This window comes from Ramlibacter agri (assembly GCF_012927085.1).
In the GTDB taxonomy this organism is placed as follows: Bacteria; Pseudomonadota; Gammaproteobacteria; order Burkholderiales; family Burkholderiaceae_C; genus Ramlibacter; species Ramlibacter agri.
Window position 1 is genome coordinate 160403 of record NZ_JABBFX010000002.1, and the last position, 16965, is coordinate 177367.

Genomic DNA, 16965 nt, shown 5'->3' on the forward strand with positions numbered 1-16965 from the left:
CGTGCGGCGCGATTGCCGCGCCTTATTGTTGCGGCCCGCGCATGCCCTTGCTTTCCTCGCGCATGCGTGCTTCGTCGCGCCGCTTCACGCACAGCGGATGGTTGCGTGCTCCGGCCTTGTCGCAGTGCTCGGCGAGGCAGATTTCCTTGGCCAGGAACAGGCGGTCGCGGCAGGCGTCCACCGCCTGGTAGTTCGGGTTGTTGGCGGCCACGACCGGCGCTGCCGGCGGCTTGGCCGGCTCCGGCGCCACCACCGGCGGCGGCAACGTGTTCGCCGAGTGCGGCGCCTCGGGCGCGACCTGCGCGTTGTTCTTCGCTGTCCGCGTCGCGTTGGGCTTGGACGCTTCCTTGCGCTTGTGCACCGGTTCGGCCGCGGTGGGCGTGCCCGGAGGCACGGCTTCGGCCGGGGCCGGCGGGAGCGTGGGAGCGGCTGCCGGCGCGGCGACAGGCGCCGCCGCAACGACCGGTGCGGGCGGCACGTCGGCCGGCGCCGCGGCGGGCGCCTTGTTCGCCTGCGCCACCGGGGCCGAGGCTGCCGGCTGCGATTCGACGACGGCCGCCTTGCGGTCGCCGCGCCCCATCGTCATCGCCAGCACGAGGCCGACCGCGGCCAGCGCACCGACGCCAACCAGCAGCGGCGTCTTCGAACGGCGCCGCTTGGGCGGCGGCTCGAAGGTCGATTCCACCAGCACCGAGTCGTTGGCGGCGCGTTCGTCGGCCGAGCCCTTGGTGGGCTCGGGCGCGGACATCTGCGCGCGCGCAGCCGCCGCGGCTGCCGCCGCTTCACCGGCCGCCTTCACGGCCGCCGGCGTGTAGCGCTCCGGCGCCTTCGGCGTGAAGGGCTCGGGCAGCGTCTTCGCAAAACCGGTGTCGCCGCCCTGGGTCTCGGTGCGGGTGTACTCCTGGTCCACCCAGTCGGACGGCTGCAGCCTGGCCGGCTCCGTGCCCGGCGTCGACGGGCGCGAAGGCTCGGTCCGCACGCGGGTCGCGTCGTAGTCGGGGAACAGCGTGCTGGTGCCGTTGCCGCTCAGCAGCTTGGGATCGCCCGGCTGCGTGAGGTTGGTGCCATCGCCCGCCAGCTTGCGCAGGCGCCTGCGCGCCAGGTCCGCATAGATCCCGGTCGGGAACTTCTCCAGGAACAGGTGCAGGTCCTCGGGATCGGTCGTGTCCTTGACGTCCTTCCAGTAAACCAGTTCGAGTTCCTGGGTGACGGAGGTGCCCGAGCCGGTGCTGGGATTCGTCATGCCACCGGGGACGGTGCCGGGCGGCAGCGTGCCGGGCGTGGTGAGCGGCCGCGAGAGCTGCTCCACGCGCCGCGACGGGTTCGCCGGCGGCACCACAGTCTGGTCCTCGGCGCGCCGGATCGCTGCCTGCAAGGCTACGGCGAAATCGCGCGCGGTGGCAAAGCGGTCCTCGCGCTGCTTGGCCAGCGCCCGCGCCACCACCGCGTCCAGCGCGCCCGGCAACCGCCCGTTGACGGAGCTGGGCGGCGGCGGCTCGTGGCCGATGATCTGGTGGATGATGGAAAAGTCGTTGTCGCCGTCGAACGGCCGCTTGTCCGTCAGCAACTGGTACAGCACCACGCCCACCGAGAACAGGTCGGCGCGGGCGTCGATCTTCTGGCCCTGCACCTGTTCGGGCGCCATGTACTTCAGCGTCCCGACCATGCTGCCCTGGGTTCGCGTCGCTTCTCCCGAGTCCTGGATGCGCGCCACGCCGAAGTCGGTGAGCTTGACCCGCCCGCCCGGCTCCAGCAGCAGGTTGGCCGGTTTGATGTCGCGGTGGACGATGCCCTGCTTGTGCGCGTAGTCGAGCGCGCTGAGCAGGTCGCGGATCATCTTGAGCGATTGTTCCAGCGAGTAACGAACCCCCCGGTCCAGGTGGTGCTTCAGGTCGTCGCCCTGGATGTACTCCATGACCAGGAAGGCGACGTCGCCGTCGCGGTCGGAGTCGTAGACGCTGACGATGTTGGGGTGCTGCAGGCGCGCAGCCGAGCGCGCCTCGGTCCGGAAGCGGTGCTCGTATTCCGCGGCCGCCTCTTCCGACAGGTTTTCCACCTTGACGGTCTTGATGGCGACGCGGCGGTCGAGGTTGGGGTCGCGGCCCTCGTAGACGACTCCCATGGCGCCCTTGCCGAGCACCCGGAGCAGCTCGTACCGGCCCAGCTTCTTGAGAGTCACTTCAGCACACGCCGTCGTTCACAATGAAACACATTCTAGCCTTGGGCCTGCTCGGCAGCAGTGAAGTCATCCGCGCGGCGGGCCCTCGCTGTGGCGTTTCGCCCGAAGCAGCGCCTGCGCATAGGCCTCGGCGAAATGCCGGTCGAGCAGTTGCCGCACCCAGCCGTCGAGGTCCTGGCCCTTTTCCGTGTAATCCTTGGCAAAAGCGTCCCAGGCCCGGGCCGATTCGAACAGTTTCGGGCTGGGGCCGAGCAGCCGCGCCTTCAGCGCCTCGGGCGCGAAGTCCTGCAGCACCGCCGCCACAGTCTGGCGCACGGCCTCGGCCAGCGCCTCCTGGTGGGCCAGCAGCTGGTTCACCACCTCGCCCACCGCGCGGTCCGCCGGGATGCTGCCGGCGGCCGCGGCCTGGCCGCCGAACAGGTACCAAAGCTTGCTTTCCAGCGGCGTGTCCATGCGCAGCGGGTTCGTTTCGCGCGGCTCCAGCACGGTGCGATCGTCCGAACGCAGGGCTTCGCGGTTGCCGCCGCTGGCGCGCTGGGCCTGCAGCAGGCCCCGCAGCGCGGCGCGCGTGAGGCGCCCCATGGTTTCCAGTTCGCCGCGGGTGAAGCCGCCCCGGCGCTCCACGCCCAGCCCGATGAAGAAGGACTCGAGGTCGCCGCCCGGCTCCAGCGCACCGGCCTCCAGCGCGCCGTTGACGGCGCCCGGGCCGAAGGTGCTCTGGAAGCCCCAGTCGCCGAACGGGTCGTCTTCCGCCGGCGCGGCCGGCATCGCCACCGAGGCCACCAGGCGCGCCGCTTCCTTCTCGAAATCGGCCCAGGGATCGGACTCGGGCGCGGGTGCGGCTGCCACCGGCTGCACCGTGATGCGGTAATCGGCCAGCGCCAGCACCTCGCCGGGCCGCAGCACGCCGCGGCCGGCCGGCGGCACTTCCACGCCCTCGACCTCGACGCCGTTGACCACCGAGACCACGAGGAAGTGCAGCGCCTCGCCTTCGTTCCACGCACTCAGGTGGCGCCGCGAAACATTGCGCTCGGGATCGGGCAGGCAGACGGAGCAGTCGGCGTCGCGGCCCAGGATCAGGGCCGGCTCGCCCACGGCCAGGCGGCGGCTGGCTTGCAGCCCGGGTCCTGCGATGAAGAGGTCAAGCGGCACTAAACGGTGACGGCGAAGCTCGCGAGCGGCGCGTCATCGGCATGGCGGTCGCAGCCCAGGGCGATCTGCCCGCTGCCCACCAGGTAGCACTCGGTGCGCCGCAGCACCACCGGCTCGCCCTGGTTGCCGAAGTAGACCCAGGTGCCGAAGCTCGAGACGTCGCCGAGGATGAAGTGCCCGCCCTTCCATTCCACCGTGGCGTGGATGCGCGACACGCGGCCGTCGTTGATGGCGAGGTTGGCGGTGGTGCCGCGCCCGAGCGTCAGGCGCTCGCCATGCGGCTTCAATTCGATGCTGTGGCCGGCGGCCGTGATCACCAGCGAGGCTTCGGTGGACGGCTTGAACATCGACACGCCCATCACGGTGGCTTCGACGTCGCGCTGCGGCTGCCATTCGACCCGGAACACCTCGGTCACGTCCTGCTTGCCGCGCAGGTACATGGGGCCGAGGCTGCGCAGCTTGCGCTGCAGGTCCTGCGGCAGGGCGTCGCGCACGCGCTGGGTGGCGAGGATCTGGTCGGCGCCCGCGAGGTCCGCGAGGCGGGCGGCGCTGTTGACGGCGTCGCCGTAGCAGTCGCCCTCGATCTCCACCACCTCGCCGGATTCGATCCCCATCTGCATCTGCACGGGGCTGCCGGTGCCGCCGGCGTGCACGGGCTTTTCGACCAGCCTTTCCTGGATGGCGACGCAGGCCGTGACGGCCTGGCTTTCCTGCGGAAACAAGACGAACAGGCCGTCCCCCAGCAGCTTGACCACCCGGCCATTGTGCTGTTCGAAGATCTTCGCGAGTGCCGTCGTCAGCTGGGTGACGAAGCGCCCGGCGGTCTCGTCCCCGAGCCGCTCGAAGATCCCGGTGCTTCCCACCAGGTCGGCGAATACGACGGAGGCCATGCACGGCCATTGTATGCGGCGAAGGCAGCGGCCATGTGGCTCACGCCGGTTCGAGTTCGGCGACGGCCGCCGCCTTGCCCAGTTCCATGAACTCCTCGGCGGTCGACGTCGCGAACAGGTGCAGCGCGCGCGCAACGAGCCCGGTCCAGCCGGTCTGGTGGCTGGCGCCCAACCCGGCGCCGTTGTCGCCGTGGAAGTATTCGTAGAAGAGGACCAGGTCGCGCCAGTGCGGGTCGTCCTGGAACTTGCGGGTGCCGCCGTAGACCGGCCGCTGCCCCTGGGCATCGCGCAGGAAGATGCTGCAGAGGCGCCGCGACAGCTCCTCCGCCACCTGGTACAGGTTCATCAGGCGGCCGGAGCCGGTGGGGCATTCGACCTGGAAGTCGTCGCCGTAGAACTGGAAGTACTGCAGCAGGGCCCGCACGATCAGGCCGTTGACCGGCAGCCACACCGGCCCGCGCCAGTTGGAGTTGCCGCCGAACATGCCGCTGTCGGACTCGGCGGGCAGGTAGTCCACGCGGTATTCCTGGCCGCCGACGTTCAGCACGTAGGGATGTCGCTCATGCCAGCGCGAGAGCGAGCGGATGCCGAAGGGACCGAAGAACTCGTTTTCGTCCAGCATCTTGGCCAGCACGCGCCGCAGCTTGTCCTGATTCAGCAGCGAGGCCAGCCGCCGTCCTTCCTTGCCGACCTGCGAAGGGTCGTGGATGAACTCGCTCAGCTCGGGCCGGGCAAGCATGAAGCGCTTGATCCGCGGGCCGACGTCCGGGTAGCGCTCCAGCAGCTGGCCGTCGAAGACCGTCACCGCGCACAGCGGCAGCAGGCCGACCATCGAGCGGACCTTCAGGCGTTGGGCGCGGCCGTCCGGCAGCCGCAGCACGTCGTAGAAGAAGCCGTCCTCCTCGTCCCACATGCCGGTGTCGGGGCCGGTGTGGAGCATCGAGGTGCCGATCAACAGGAAGTGCTGGATGTACTTGAGCGCCATGTCCACGTACGCGGGCCGCTCCAGCGCCAGCGTGATAGCCATTTCCAGCATGTTCTGGCAGAACAGCGCCACCCAGGCGGTGCCGTCGGCCTGCTCCAGGTAGCCGCCGGTGGGCAGCGGCGCGCTGCGGTCGAACACGCCGATGTTGTCCAGGCCCAGGAAACCGCCCTCGAACACGTTGCTGCCGGAGCGGTCCTTGCGGTTGACCCACCACGCGAAGTTGAGCGACAGCTTCTGGAAGCTGCGCTCCAGCCAGTCCAGGTCCGGCGCCTTGTTGTGCGCGAGCAGCCCGTAGGTGAAGACCGTCGACCAGGCATGCACCGGCGGGTTCACGTCGCCGAAGTTCCACTCGTAGGCGGGAATCTGGCCGCTGGGATGCAGGTACTGCGCCTGCAGCATCAGGTCCAGCTGGTGCTTGCCGAATTCCTCGTCGACCAGGGTCAGCGCGATCACGTGGAAGGCCAGGTCCCAGGCTGCGTACCAGGGGTACTCCCACTTGTCCGGCATCGAGATGACGTCGGCGTTCATCATGTGCGACCACTGCCCGTTGCGCGGCGCCTTGGCGGCATTGGGGCCGAAGGGGTCGGCGCCGCGCTCGTCCAGCCAGCGGTCGACGTCGTAGTAGTAGAACTGCTTGGACCACAGCATGCCGGCCAGCGCCTGCCGCATCACGTTGCGCTGGTCGGCGTCCAGCACCTTCGGGATCACCGTGGCATAGAACTCGTCCGCCTCCTGCTGGCGCGTGCGCAGCACCCCGTCGAACGCCGTGAAGGCGTCGCCGGGCGCGCCGTCGTGCAGGCGCAGCCGCAGCGTGCGCGTCTCGCCCGGGCCGACGACGAAGACGTAGTGCGCCGCGGCCTTGGTGCCGGTCCGGTCGGGGTTCACGGCGGCGCCGCGGCCTTCCACCACGCTGGCGTGGAAGGCGTCCTTGACGTGGGGCGTGCGACTCGGCGTGCCCCACAGGCGCTCGGCGTTGCTCTCGTTCTCGGTGAACAGCAGCTCCTGCGCGCCTTCGCACTCGAGCACGCGCGTGCCCAGGTCCGGATGCATCGCGGTGACCGTGCCGGGGCCGGTGGCGCGCAGCTGCGGCCGCTGCACGGCCTCGCCGCCCCAGGACCAGGTGTTGCGGAACCAGAGCGTGGGCAGCACGTGCAGCTCCGCGGCCTCGGGGCCGCGGTTGGCCACCGTCACCTGCACCAGCAGGTCCTCCGGCCCGCCCTTGGCGTACTCCACGAACACGTCGAAGTAGCGGTCCTCGTCGAACACGCCGGTGTCGAGCAGCTCGTATTCGAAATCATGGCGGCCGCGCCGGCCATTGGTCTGCACCAGCCCGGCATACGGGTACTCGGCCTGCGGATACTTGTACAGGTACTTCATGTACGAGTGCGTCGGCGTCGAGTCGAGGTAGAAGTAGTACTCCTTCACGTCCTCGCCGTGGTTGCCCTCGCTGTTGGTGAGGCCGAACAGGCGTTCCTTGAGGATGGGGTCCTTGCCGTTCCACAGCGCCAGCGCGAAGCACAGGAGCTGCTGGTCGTCGGACACGCCGGCCAGGCCGTCCTCGCCCCAGTGGTAGGCGCGCGAGCGCGCCTGGTCGTGGCTGAAGTAGTTCCAGGCGTTGCCGTCGGCGCTGTAGTCCTCGCGCACGGTGCCCCATTGCCGCTCGCTCAGGTACGGCCCCCACTTCCTCCAGGGCACGGCGCGGTCGCGGGCATCCTGCAGGCGGTCGTGTTCGGCGGTCATCCAAGCCTCCGTAAGCGAAGGCTCCCGGTGTAACGGCGGGTGGACGCAAGGCCCATTGGACCTTGGTCCACCGCAAAGCGCATCAGTGCTGGACGATGCTCGCCACGTTGTTCACGCCGTACTGCGAGATCGACGCGTAGTGGTTCGCGCCGTACTGCGCCACCCTCGCCTGCCCGTTCGTGCCGTACTGGGACACGTAGGCCGTGTCGGAGGAGCCCGTCTGCAGGATGCCGCCGAGGTTGTAGCTGCCTTCCTGGTGCAGGTAGGCCTGCTGGTTCGCGCCGTACTGCAGGATGTAGCCCGTCAGGCCGGTGCCGGTCTGTTCGGCCTGCGCGTACGAGTTCACCGTGTCGGGCGTCGCCATCGACGGGTCCACGCCCTGGTAGTTGTAGCCGTCGAAGTAATAGCCCACGTAGGTCGCCGTGGAGCCCTGGTTGAGGAACAGCCGGGCGTCGTGTGCGGCGTTCTGGGTCGAGTGCAGCTCGTTGTTGTTGCCGCCCTGCCAGATCTCGGTGCGCGAATATCCCGACAGCTGGCCCTGCGTGACGTAGCTGCGCAGGTACGAGCCGGGGTTCTGCGTGACGTAGGCATAGGTGGCGTCGACGTTGCCGGACTGGGTCACGGACGCGGTGCTGTTCGACGTGTCGGCCTGGGTGACATAGGCGGTGGCATAGGACGGCGAGTCGCCGGTCGACTGCGCGATGGTGGCCGTGTTGCCCGAGCCGCCGGTCTGGCTGATGCTGCCGTAGAAGTAGCCGCCGTTGGAGGCCTGGTCGATGCTGGCCGTGTCGCCGGTGCCCGTCTGCGTGATGTCGCCATGGTCCGCCCGGGCGACGCCGGCCGCCGCAAGGGCGAGGACACCGATCGCGACTGGAAGAAGGTGCGTTTTCATAGGTCTGCTTTCGCTGCGTAAGGTTGATGGGAACTGCCTGGGACGTCAGCCGGTTCTTCGCCGGCCGTGGATAGGTAGGGAGCGAACACCGGGTCGTCGGACGCGCCGTCCGCCGACCCGGCCCACACGCGGGCCTGCAGCCCGCGCCCGATCAGCTGGATCACCGCGGCTTCGATCGCTTCGCTCACGCACAGCTGGATCGGCTCGTTGCGCGTGAAGCCGGCCTCGAACTCCAGCAGCTTCTTGAAGCTCACGTACTTGAAGATGCCGGTCTGGAACTGGTAGGACAGCACCGTCTTCGTGGTGGACGCGCTCACCAGCACGGCGCCGGTGCGCACGTCGACGGCGCGCAGGATCACGGTGACCTGGTCGGTGCGGTACTGGGTCGAAGCGCTCACGCCGAGGTAGGCCACGCCCGCGCCGCCGGTGCGCAGGTCGGTCTCGTAGCCCACGATGCCGCCTTCCACCAGCACGCTGGCCGGCGTCAGCGAGGGAAGTTGCACGGCCGGCGAGCCCTTGTCGGCCGGACTCTCGATGGACCGCACGATGCGCCGCTCGGTCAGCAGGTTCTGCAGGCCTTCGCGCTCCACCGGCGTGAACCAGCCGGAGTCGGCCAGCGCGCGGATCAGGAAAGCGGCGCCGCCTTGCGTGACGGCGGTGGAGAAGGAGCTGTCCGGCACCGGCTTGTATTGGCCGGTCTGGTCGCGCAGGTTGTAGACCGCCACGGTGATGCGGCCCTTGGGCGCCGGCAGGCGCGAAAGGTCGCGGGCCGCGGCGCTGCGCGGGGTCGGCGCGGCCGGCGTGGTGGTTCCCACCGGCGGCACGCTGGCGCAGCCCGCCAGCAGCAATAGCGCCAACGGCAGGACCAGGCGCGCGGCTCTCATTGGCTGATCTCGAAGCTGGTACTGCTGCCGGAGAGCTTGTCCGTGGTGACGATGCGCAGCTTGCCGCCGCCCAGGTCGGAGATCGAGATGGTGAAGTTCTGCGTCTGCACCGTTCCCGGGATCAGCTTGCCGTCCGCTCCGACGACGCTGGAGGAGACCGCCGCCGAAATGCGCGAGAGGATGGCCTGCTGCAGCGCGCTGTTGAACTGGTCCAGCTGCGACTGCGCGGAAAACGGGTTGACGGCCGTCGGCGCATTGGGGTCCTTGTGCTGGTTCTGCGCATCGGCGCGATTGAGCAGGAAGGGCCCGTTCAGCGGACTGCCGCCGAAGGTCGGGTTCACCGGCGTGTAGACGAGCGGGTTGGCCTGCGCCGCGCCGCTCGCGCTGGCGGCGAGCGCGATGGACAGCAGGCGGAATGCGAGTCTCATGGGAGCTCCTCCGGTCCGAGGTCGAGGTCGCGTGTCAATGCCTGCTCCGCCTCGGTGCGCAGCAGCTGCTGGAAGATGTCGCCGGCCAGGTTCGGCGCGAGCTCGCGCGCCTGCTGCCGGTTGGGCCCGAGCAAGGCCTGGTAGACGGTGCGCCCCTGTGCCTGGATGCGGATCGTCGAGCCGAAGCGCGCGGTCGGCGACTCCTGCACGGTGACGCTGTAACGCTGCAGGCTGTCGAGCTCGCGCCAGGCATCGGCGAAGGCGCTGAAGAATTCGTGCCCGAGCACCGTGACGGTGGCGTCCAGCACCAGCCCGCCGGCCAGGTCCACGGGGCCGTGCCGTTCGATCGGCTGCTCGTTCTCGCGCACCAGCTGGCCGTGCGCGCAGAGCACCGCGACGGCCGCGAAGCAGGCAGCGATGGCGCGCTGCGCGTTCATTGCTGCACGACCCGGATCACGCGCGGGCTGCTGCCCACGACCTGCTGCACGTTGACCGTCAGCGGCTGCGCGCCGGCCTGGTAGATCGAAGCGCGGTACGGCGCCGCGGCCGTGCCGCTGCCCGTTTGCGACAGGGACGCGCTGTGCGCGCCGCCGCTTTGCTGGATCTCGGCCTCGAGGTAGGCGCCCGTCTGCATCACCGTCGCACTCGCGCCCGCCCCGGATTGCATGACCAGCGCCGACAGGCCGGCGCCGCCGAACTGCAGGATGGTGGCGACGGCCTGCTGCGCGGGGCTGGCCACGGCCTGGCCGCTGCGCGCTTCGGCGATGCGGGCGGCGATGGTGAGCGACCGCGTGTCCGTCGCATCCACGCCCTGCTCGATGAGGGCCGTGGAGCCGACACCGGTCTGCTGCAGGCTCGCTCGCGCCAGCGAGGCCGAGGCCGATTGCAGCACCACGCCGGTCGCGCCGGAGCCGGTCTGGCTGGCGGTGGCGGTGCCCGAGAGGCCCGCTTGCTGCACCGAAAGCAAGGCCGACGCGCCGTGCGGCACGCCGGTTTGCGTGGCGAAGACGGTGTTGCCGCTGCCTTGCTGCGTGACTTCGAGCCGCTGCGCTTCGCCGCCGGACTGCAAGGCGTTCGCCACGTTGGATGAGCCGGACTGCTGCACGGACAAGGTGTTGCCCTGCCCGCCGGACTGGCGCGCGTCCGCGCGCTGGTTGTTGCCGGACTGCTGGATGCTGACCTGGCCTTGCACGGCCGCCGCCTGCTCCACGCGCACGGAGCCGGAGGTTCCTTCCTGGACGACCCAGGCCTCGGCGGCCTGGCCCAGGGATGCCGGCGCGACGCCCGCAAGAAGCGCCGCACACCATCCCAGGAGTCGCACCCGAATCGCACCGCGTTGCACGGAGTCACCTCCCCGCCATGTAGTTCCGCGCTGGTATAGCAGGCGCCATTCGAAACTACCAATGCGAGAAGGCCTGCTTGCTGGCACAACTCCCGACCGCCAAGCGCGCGCTTCGGCATCCCGTGACAACGTGGACGCGCTGCCTCATGCACACCACAGCATCAAGCAAAAAGCCCGTACCTTTGCAGGTACGGGCTTTCATACTCTTGGTCGGCGTGGCGGGATTCGAACTCGCATGCGCCTCTAGGATTGGCGCGGGTTTGCGGCCCGTTCCGGCGATTTGTCGCATTTCTGTCGCAATTTCAGAAGTCCTCCTCGTCATCCTCCTCAGGGCCGCCCGCCTCGACCTCGCGCTCGCCGACTTCGGCCAACTCGACCTCGTCGACACGGGCGACCAGGCCTTCGGCGGCCGCCCATTCCTGCTGATACACCGCGGCTGCGGCTTGACCGGGCACGGCCTTGCCGGGCGCCATCCAACGGCCGTACACGTGCGCGACCAGTCGCCCATCAAGGTGTCCCATTTGCTCGGCCACCCATTCGGGGGACTCCCCGGCCGACACCATCAGCGAGGCGTACGTGTGGCGAGTCTGGTAGGGTTTGCGATAGCGCACGCCGGCAGCCTCCAGTGCCCGAATCCAGTGAACCCGAAGGCGCTGCGAGTTCTGCCATCTCTGACGTGTGCGAGGGTTGTTGAATACCCATCGCCCCGCGTCACCTGTCAATGCCCACTGGGCGTTCAGGGCAGCAACGGCGGGCGGCGTGAGGTCGACCCAGCGCGCGCGCCTGCCCTTGGTGGTCGTGAAGTGCCTCTTCGAGTACGAAAGCCGCACAAGAATGCGCTTGCGGTCCGCAGAGACGTCACACCACCTGAGTGCAATGAGTTCTCCGGTCCTCAGCCCGGACCAGAACGCAAACAGAAACAAGTTCCTGACCTGCCCAACGAGCTTGGCGAGCACTGACGCACGCTCGCTGTCGTTGAGCGGGTCCGCGCTCTTTGCAGCGTGCTGGTAAGCCGGGTCAAGCGTCGTCGGCAGCGGCTCGGAAAACGACGGCTCTCCCCTGTCATTGAGCTCGACCTTCTTGGACCGCCTCTGCTTGGTCGGGGCGCTGCTGTGAGCTGGGCTGGAGGCGATGAGACCTCGTTCCACCGCCATGGACAGGGCGCCGCGCAGGGGCGTGAGAATGTTGCTGATGCGCGAATCGGAAAGGCCTTCGGCGCGCAATGACGCTCGGTATTGAACGTACTTGTCGACGGTGATGTCCTTGGGAGCCAGGAATCCCAACGATGGTGCGAGCCGCGACGCGACCACTTCTTTGTGGGTGTCGAGCGTGTTCCGGTTATGCGGGTTGTCGAGCGCGTACCGTTGCAGCCACTCCTCGAGCAGCTCGCCCATGGTGCAGCTGGTAGCCGCCTCGGCTCGCGCTTGGCGTTCCTCGGCTCGCCTTACCTTTCTGCTGTTTGGAAAGTGGCGTGCGTAGTCGAATACGCCCAGCGCGATTTCGTCCACGACTGACTGCCGTTTGGTAACCGCGCGCGCCACCGCCTCGACATCAGGCGCGCCCGGCAGCGATTCCGTGGACCGTCGCCCCTGCCACATGAATTCGATTTGGACGCTGCGCTTGCTGCGAATCGTGATGCCCGCTGGCAGCGGCTGCGGGTCAGCATTCCCCTTTGCGGGGAAATGGGTAGCGCCAATCGGCAAGATTTCCGAAGGCGCACGCTTGGCTTTCGCCATGACGAGCTCCTGCCGCTAGGCGGCGCAGGAGCGTCGGGGCGAGCGTTGCCGAACGCTTTCTTGAAGGGGGTCGCTGCGTACATTACGGATTTGCCATCCAGACGTTGCGTCTGGGCTTGCGACAGGCTTCCCGGGGGCCTCGGCAGCTCAACCATTATACAACAGGCAACTCGCCGCTCATCCACTGCTGAATGCGCGTCAAGTTGAAAACGAGACGGCCGTCCGGCGCCTTCTTCCAATAGGCCCCGTGCGCCCAGTCTCCACGCCGAATCTTTGCGCGAACGGCGTCGTCCGTGTATCCCGTGTATTCGCACAGGACGTTGACCAATACCCAACGTTGAACGGTTTGCTGCACTGGTGTACTCCTCGTGAGCACAGGTGAAGCAACCTTGTTTATTTGCGGGTGTCGGATGAATTTATGTCCCTGGGCGGAAGGCGGCCAGCCGGCGTTGTGGCTGCGCCTTTCCCGGGCAGCAAGGTGCGTGTCCACTTAAGACGCAGATGATTCGAGAGCGGCGAAATCCGCAAATGCAAATGCCATACAGCGCTCGAAGCCACCGGCCCATGTCAGCACTTCGAAGTACTGGGGAATCTGGGGGCCCTGAGCGGCCCACAAGCACTCGAATTCGTTCAGAACGGCCGCAATCCAAGGTGCGCTCGGAGGCCGCGAGGGGTCTGACAGAAGCGGTCCGTGGCCCGGCAGTTCATGCAGCTCGCGCCAAAACTCAGTAGAACTCGACGGGTCCAGTGCAACACCCATCGTCACGACGGGAACCGGTCCTTGTTCGAACTGCATGCACAACTGGCAAGTCAGGTTCGAGTCCTTGACATCAATGTGCAGTGGATATGTTTCGTCTCCCAGCTCGAGGTCAGTCCAGCCCGTCTCGCGCGACTCGACGATGAGTTTCATCAACAATGCTCGAGCTGCCATTCCAACTGATTCGGTCCGCTGCACACACGTTTGCCCCGTGTCCAAGGTCACGTGGACGAATTCTGTCACGGCACTGCGCTGGACCGCCGCCCTGTCGCCGCCCAGTGAGGGGCTTTCCTCTGCTTCCTGTGCGCCTCCTTTGCATCGCACGACCGCCTCGCGTGCCATCCGCGAAGCCGAAAACGCTGCATACGCCTTGTTGATGACGCGCTCGTACTCGGAGCGGCCGATGGGAACCGCAAGCTGGTCATGTGCCGTGGCAATCAAGTACGCCGAGAACTCCTTCGAAAGGGTCACCAGTCGCGCCCCATACTGCTCCCCTGACTGGGCGTCGCAGGCGATGACAGCAAGCGCAAGATGGTGCTTCCCCGCCACAAACTCATCCGGCACGCCTGCGGTGCCTGGCGGGTTCATCGCAGCATGAAACGGCGCATCTAGCCAGCCGTTAGCGCCGAAGTTGCTCATGAAGAAGGCAACGCCTTCGTACTCAAAAAGAGAGAACTTGGCCTCTCCACTTCGAAAGTCGGAGATGACGCGCGCATCAGGTCGAGACGTGTAGATGGTCAGAGTCGCTCCATCGTTGTTCAGGTTGAAGCACGCTGCGCTCGCGTTCTCAACGCCATGCAGGTTGATGTTGGTCGGTTTATTGTTCATGTTGTGTTCACTTATTGGAAAGTGCTGCCGGCGCCGACAGCACGAAAGCGCACGCTCATGCGCCATGCGCACGAAGCGAGCAGGACGCACACCACGCGCTTGGAACGGCGGTGTCGGTCGCAATCAAGCGTTGGGCCGCATCGAACGTCCGAGCCGTATCACTTGGGCTCGACGTGCGCGGGGCCGCTAGGGCCAGCGCTCGCACGGGCAGCGGCCTAATGTGCTCAGACCTCGGCGAAGGTCCTCAGCACGTCTTCAGTACTTATGAGGCGCGCGTGAGCTGCGTCGATGCCAGCTAGTGCTGCAAGGGCCTGATGCCATCTGTCATGAATTCGCCCAGGATACGAACGAACGAACCGGACGAAGTCATCGAAGTCAGCCTGGCTCGCGAAGAGCTGCTCGGCGAACGTTGAACGCCTCACCAGCCCCTTTTCCACCGCTGCCGTGATGTGGTCAAGGTGCTCGCCGATGAAGGCATCATTGACGCAGCAGATTTTGGTTAAGCGCCCCGAGCATGGATTGAAGCCGCCGATGGCAGCGCACGTGCGCTCCCATTCCTGAGCCGGCCTGTCGTAGTCATGCGCGATGGGGGAAATCACCGGCTCGTATGCCGGAATTCTCTTTGCGGTAAATGGCATATTCATTCATCCAGGAGCGCATCGCGCCAGCCTGGCAATGACGTTCTTCTCTCATCTCGTCCGGCGCACTTCCTTGGGCGGGCGCGCACCTTCCCGGATTTGGCAGGTGCTTTAGCGGCCTTCCGAATCGAGTTAAGAAAATCCTCCACTGGGCAGCAGCCGCGGCTCCGGGCTCCGAGTGCTTTGTTGTGGGGCACGTGCAGACAATCGCCCGCACGTGCGATTGCGGGTGGTCTACCAGCACCCAGACGCAGTCATGCTGTGTGCGGAGTTCATGCTTGACGGGGCACCGTCAGGAATTTCGACAGAGCTCTCGCGGCTTGCGGCGTCAATCCGGAAGTATCTGGTGATGTCCAAATCGTGTCGGTCGACAGCATCTCCGGCTCGACGGTGAGGAAGCGTTGAGGACGTGCACGTCCATCCAGCGCGGCTCGGCACTTGTCTATCGTTTCTTGGTGGAACTCGGAGAACAGCGCATACGTATCTTGCTCCTGCGCCAGTGTCTTGATTGCTCTCTTGAGCATGGCAGCACGTGGCGCAACGGCGACCAGTGCCAGTTCCTCATAGCCAATCCGCTCCCCTGTGTAGCATGTCAAGGGGGCAATGGTTTCTGCTGCGACATGGCAGTCCACAATGGCGCCAATCAGCCATTGCAGTTCATTCAGGTTTGGCCCGTGCGCGGCGATAACCAGCTGGACATCCGTATCGCCACCCCAGCTCTGGGCGCTCCAAATCCTTCCATCAGCGTCTATGTGGCTCTCGTCGGGCGCGTGGCCAGACGCTTCCTTCCAGCTCAGCAGCCAAGGCGAGAGCGTTGACCTGATTAGCTGGCAGTCACGGTGAAACTCCGTACGAAGACCATACCGTTTGCCTCGGGCTAGCCTCATCGCACGTCGTTTCGCGTACGAGCTGGCCGGGGGGTTGTTCGCAGAAATGTGACTGCCTTCCGCTTGCCCCAGGCCGGCCGTCGACAACTCGCAGCCTTGCTTGGTCTTCTTCGCCTCGTGCGATTTCATCTTTGTCATGTTTTCTTTCTTGTTCGTGCCTCTTGACAGGCGCAGGAGCGCATCGCGACCACTGGCCGCGAGCGCGAAGTCTCGTTAGAAGGGCTGAGTCGGAAGACTCGCCGTCTTTGCCCTAGGAAAACGGCGACATTGCTCCAGTAGGGTGGCCGCCGGAGCGCTGTTGCAGGTCAACGCCGCCGGTCGGCAGCCTTCTTCGGTTGGGTGGCCTTTCGAACGGGTTTGGCGACCGTTTCGCCCTTCAATTCGGCCAACAGTTCATCCAGGCTTCCCGCCTCGGAGAAGGTTGCGCCAATGCTGGCTGCGTACGCTTTCAGCTGCTCTTTGGTGGCGGGCGCCGGGAACAGGAGCGACTCAGCTTGTTCGAGAGCGTCCGCCAGTGCCCGGAGAGACTTGGCGGCATCCGTCTTGGTCGCGAAGCAGCCGGAATCCACTTGGGCGAGAAAGCCTGTCAGTTTCACCTCCAGGGTCGACAGGTCGAACTCTCGCTGGGCGAGTTGCGTCTTGACCTTGAGCGCGTCTTCTGCGTTGCGGCCGGAGACCTCGCGCATTTCGTCAATGACATCCAACTCAAACTGCTGCCAGCTCTGACGAGCCAAAGCGCCAGACAACAAGCTGATGGACTTGAGGTACCCAGACGTCTTCTTGGCATCACCAAGAAGCAGGTTGCCGGTCACGTCGGCGAGGAGGGCTTCGAGGGTCTTGATTTCGTTAGCAATCATGAATTTCTTTCTTTGCGCCTCGGCGCATTTATGTTTGTTCGCCCACTACGCGGGACTTGAGTGTGAGAAGCGCCGCAGGTGAGCGGACGTGCTTCGCGCCACCAGGCCCTTCAAGACCTGGCGGCTAGTGTTTTTGTCTTTCTGAGACGGTTATTTTTCTGGGTTGCCCTGGGGCCACCCTCAGCTACCGAAGCTGCTTTCGCCGCTCTTTTCAGGGGCCGTTTGCACGCGCCTTGCCCGTTCGGTTCTGGAAACCAAGTTGTTAAGGAGCCTTCTCAGCGAACCGGCGATGCGGAACGCAGAGCCCTTTCGGGTCGATTACGAGAGCGAATGGATTCGCGAAAGTCCCCAGCGGGGAGCTTGTCGCAGAGCTCTGGGCGAGCTAGTCGCCTGAGGCCCCAGATGCGAACAACCGGTGAAATCCGGCCGTTGCCTTGTGATGACTTCCTGAATTCAGGAAGCCGTTGAACTGATGAGCACTGTAGCCTGCCTCAGCCGGGTTGGCAAGCCCCTGTCGCGAAAATGCACCGAGCCGACTAGAGCCTGAGCGCCGCGCACGCGGCCCTCCCGTGAACCCCAGCCACATGGGATTTCAGCTGCACCGCGTTGGGCCATGACGCTGCGCAGAACGGACAAACGAACCCCGAGGCATCGCGGTGAACTGGTACTTGAGGCGGGGCAGGTCGCGGCTTGCGGGCTGCCGCCCCGTTGGGGTCGTGCCTGGCGCGGCGCATGTGCTTGTCGAGGTCAGCGACCATTGAGCTGCAAAT

14 protein-coding genes are annotated in these 16965 nt (G+C 66.5%); all 14 read right to left on the reverse strand.

Annotated elements, in window-relative coordinates; all coding sequences use genetic code 11:
- Nucleotides 1–22 precede the first annotated feature (22 nt).
- The 14 genes from HHL11_RS19275 to HHL11_RS19340 all read right to left on the reverse strand — a co-directional run bounded on the left by HHL11_RS19275 (nucleotide 23) and on the right by HHL11_RS19340 (nucleotide 16195).
- Complete coding sequence (locus HHL11_RS19275; protein WP_169420203.1) at nucleotides 23–2179, reverse strand: protein kinase domain-containing protein; 2157 nt, start codon at nucleotides 2177–2179, stop codon at nucleotides 23–25.
- Nucleotides 2180–2245: 66 nt separating this feature from the next.
- Nucleotides 2246–3331 carry a type VI secretion system-associated FHA domain protein gene (locus HHL11_RS19280; protein WP_169420204.1) on the reverse strand — a complete coding sequence of 362 codons (1086 nt, stop codon included), beginning with the start codon at nucleotides 3329–3331 and terminating at the stop codon, nucleotides 2246–2248.
- Entirely contained in the window at nucleotides 3331–4221 is an 891-nt protein-coding gene (locus HHL11_RS19285; RefSeq protein ID WP_169420205.1) for an adenylate/guanylate cyclase domain-containing protein, read from the reverse strand. Before HHL11_RS19285 ends, HHL11_RS19280 begins: the two co-directional genes overlap by 1 nt.
- A 40-nt stretch (nucleotides 4222–4261) precedes the next feature.
- Complete coding sequence (locus tag HHL11_RS19290; RefSeq protein WP_169420206.1) at nucleotides 4262–6946, reverse strand: MGH1-like glycoside hydrolase domain-containing protein; 2685 nt, start codon at nucleotides 6944–6946, stop codon at nucleotides 4262–4264.
- Between the two features lie 82 nt (nucleotides 6947–7028).
- Nucleotides 7029–7838, reverse strand: coding sequence for a hypothetical protein (locus tag HHL11_RS19295; protein WP_169420207.1), 810 nt, complete (start codon nucleotides 7836–7838; stop codon nucleotides 7029–7031).
- The gene (locus HHL11_RS19300; RefSeq protein WP_169420208.1) at nucleotides 7835–8722 is read right to left on the reverse strand and encodes a CsgG/HfaB family protein; all 888 of its coding nucleotides are present in this window, start codon (nucleotides 8720–8722) and stop codon (nucleotides 7835–7837) included. Before HHL11_RS19300 ends, HHL11_RS19295 begins: the two co-directional genes overlap by 4 nt.
- Nucleotides 8719–9150, reverse strand: coding sequence for a curli assembly protein CsgF (locus HHL11_RS19305; RefSeq protein WP_169420209.1), 432 nt, complete (start codon nucleotides 9148–9150; stop codon nucleotides 8719–8721). Before HHL11_RS19305 ends, HHL11_RS19300 begins: the two co-directional genes overlap by 4 nt.
- Nucleotides 9147–9587 (reverse strand): CsgE family curli-type amyloid fiber assembly protein, encoded by a 441-nt coding sequence (locus tag HHL11_RS19310; RefSeq protein WP_169420210.1) that lies wholly within the window; start codon nucleotides 9585–9587, stop codon nucleotides 9147–9149. Before HHL11_RS19310 ends, HHL11_RS19305 begins: the two co-directional genes overlap by 4 nt.
- Nucleotides 9584–10471, reverse strand: coding sequence for a hypothetical protein (locus tag HHL11_RS19315; protein WP_169420211.1), 888 nt, complete (start codon nucleotides 10469–10471; stop codon nucleotides 9584–9586). The genes HHL11_RS19310 and HHL11_RS19315 overlap by 4 nt, the downstream gene beginning before the upstream one ends.
- Nucleotides 10472–10794: 323 nt before the next feature.
- Nucleotides 10795–12228 (reverse strand): tyrosine-type recombinase/integrase, encoded by a 1434-nt coding sequence (locus tag HHL11_RS19320; protein ID WP_169420212.1) that lies wholly within the window; start codon nucleotides 12226–12228, stop codon nucleotides 10795–10797.
- A 490-nt stretch (nucleotides 12229–12718) separates the two neighbouring features.
- The gene (locus HHL11_RS19325; RefSeq protein WP_169420213.1) at nucleotides 12719–13813 is read right to left on the reverse strand and encodes a hypothetical protein; all 1095 of its coding nucleotides are present in this window, start codon (nucleotides 13811–13813) and stop codon (nucleotides 12719–12721) included.
- 224 nt (nucleotides 13814–14037) lie between these two features.
- Nucleotides 14038–14457, reverse strand: coding sequence for a hypothetical protein (locus HHL11_RS19330; protein WP_169420214.1), 420 nt, complete (start codon nucleotides 14455–14457; stop codon nucleotides 14038–14040).
- Nucleotides 14458–14723: 266 nt separating this feature from the next.
- A complete protein-coding gene (locus HHL11_RS19335) occupies nucleotides 14724–15476 on the reverse strand; it encodes a hypothetical protein (RefSeq protein ID WP_169420215.1) in 753 nt (250 codons plus the stop codon).
- 167 nt (nucleotides 15477–15643) lie between these two features.
- Nucleotides 15644–16195 carry a hypothetical protein gene (locus HHL11_RS19340; RefSeq protein WP_169420216.1) on the reverse strand — a complete coding sequence of 184 codons (552 nt, stop codon included), beginning with the start codon at nucleotides 16193–16195 and terminating at the stop codon, nucleotides 15644–15646.
- Nucleotides 16196–16965 lie beyond the last annotated feature (770 nt).

Excerpts from the sequence above, each read along its gene's own strand:
- HHL11_RS19310 (WP_169420210.1), bottom strand. The coding sequence starts at position 9,587 with ATGAACGCGCAGCGCGCCATCGCTGCCTGCTTCGCGGCCGTCGCGGTG.
- HHL11_RS19330 (WP_169420214.1), bottom strand. The coding sequence starts at position 14,457 with ATGAATATGCCATTTACCGCAAAGAGAATTCCGGCATACGAGCCGGTG.
- HHL11_RS19325 (WP_169420213.1), bottom strand. The coding sequence starts at position 13,813 with ATGAACAATAAACCGACCAACATCAACCTGCATGGCGTTGAGAACGCG.
- HHL11_RS19340 (WP_169420216.1), bottom strand. The coding sequence starts at position 16,195 with ATGATTGCTAACGAAATCAAGACCCTCGAAGCCCTCCTCGCCGACGTG.
- HHL11_RS19320 (WP_169420212.1), bottom strand. The coding sequence starts at position 12,228 with ATGGCGAAAGCCAAGCGTGCGCCTTCGGAAATCTTGCCGATTGGCGCT.
- HHL11_RS19305 (WP_169420209.1), bottom strand. The coding sequence starts at position 9,150 with ATGAGACTCGCATTCCGCCTGCTGTCCATCGCGCTCGCCGCCAGCGCG.
- HHL11_RS19300 (WP_169420208.1), bottom strand. The coding sequence starts at position 8,722 with ATGAGAGCCGCGCGCCTGGTCCTGCCGTTGGCGCTATTGCTGCTGGCG.
- HHL11_RS19290 (WP_169420206.1), bottom strand. The coding sequence starts at position 6,946 with ATGACCGCCGAACACGACCGCCTGCAGGATGCCCGCGACCGCGCCGTG.
- HHL11_RS19285 (WP_169420205.1), bottom strand. The coding sequence starts at position 4,221 with ATGGCCTCCGTCGTATTCGCCGACCTGGTGGGAAGCACCGGGATCTTC.
- HHL11_RS19295 (WP_169420207.1), bottom strand. The coding sequence starts at position 7,838 with ATGAAAACGCACCTTCTTCCAGTCGCGATCGGTGTCCTCGCCCTTGCG.
- HHL11_RS19335 (WP_169420215.1), bottom strand. The coding sequence starts at position 15,476 with ATGACAAAGATGAAATCGCACGAGGCGAAGAAGACCAAGCAAGGCTGC.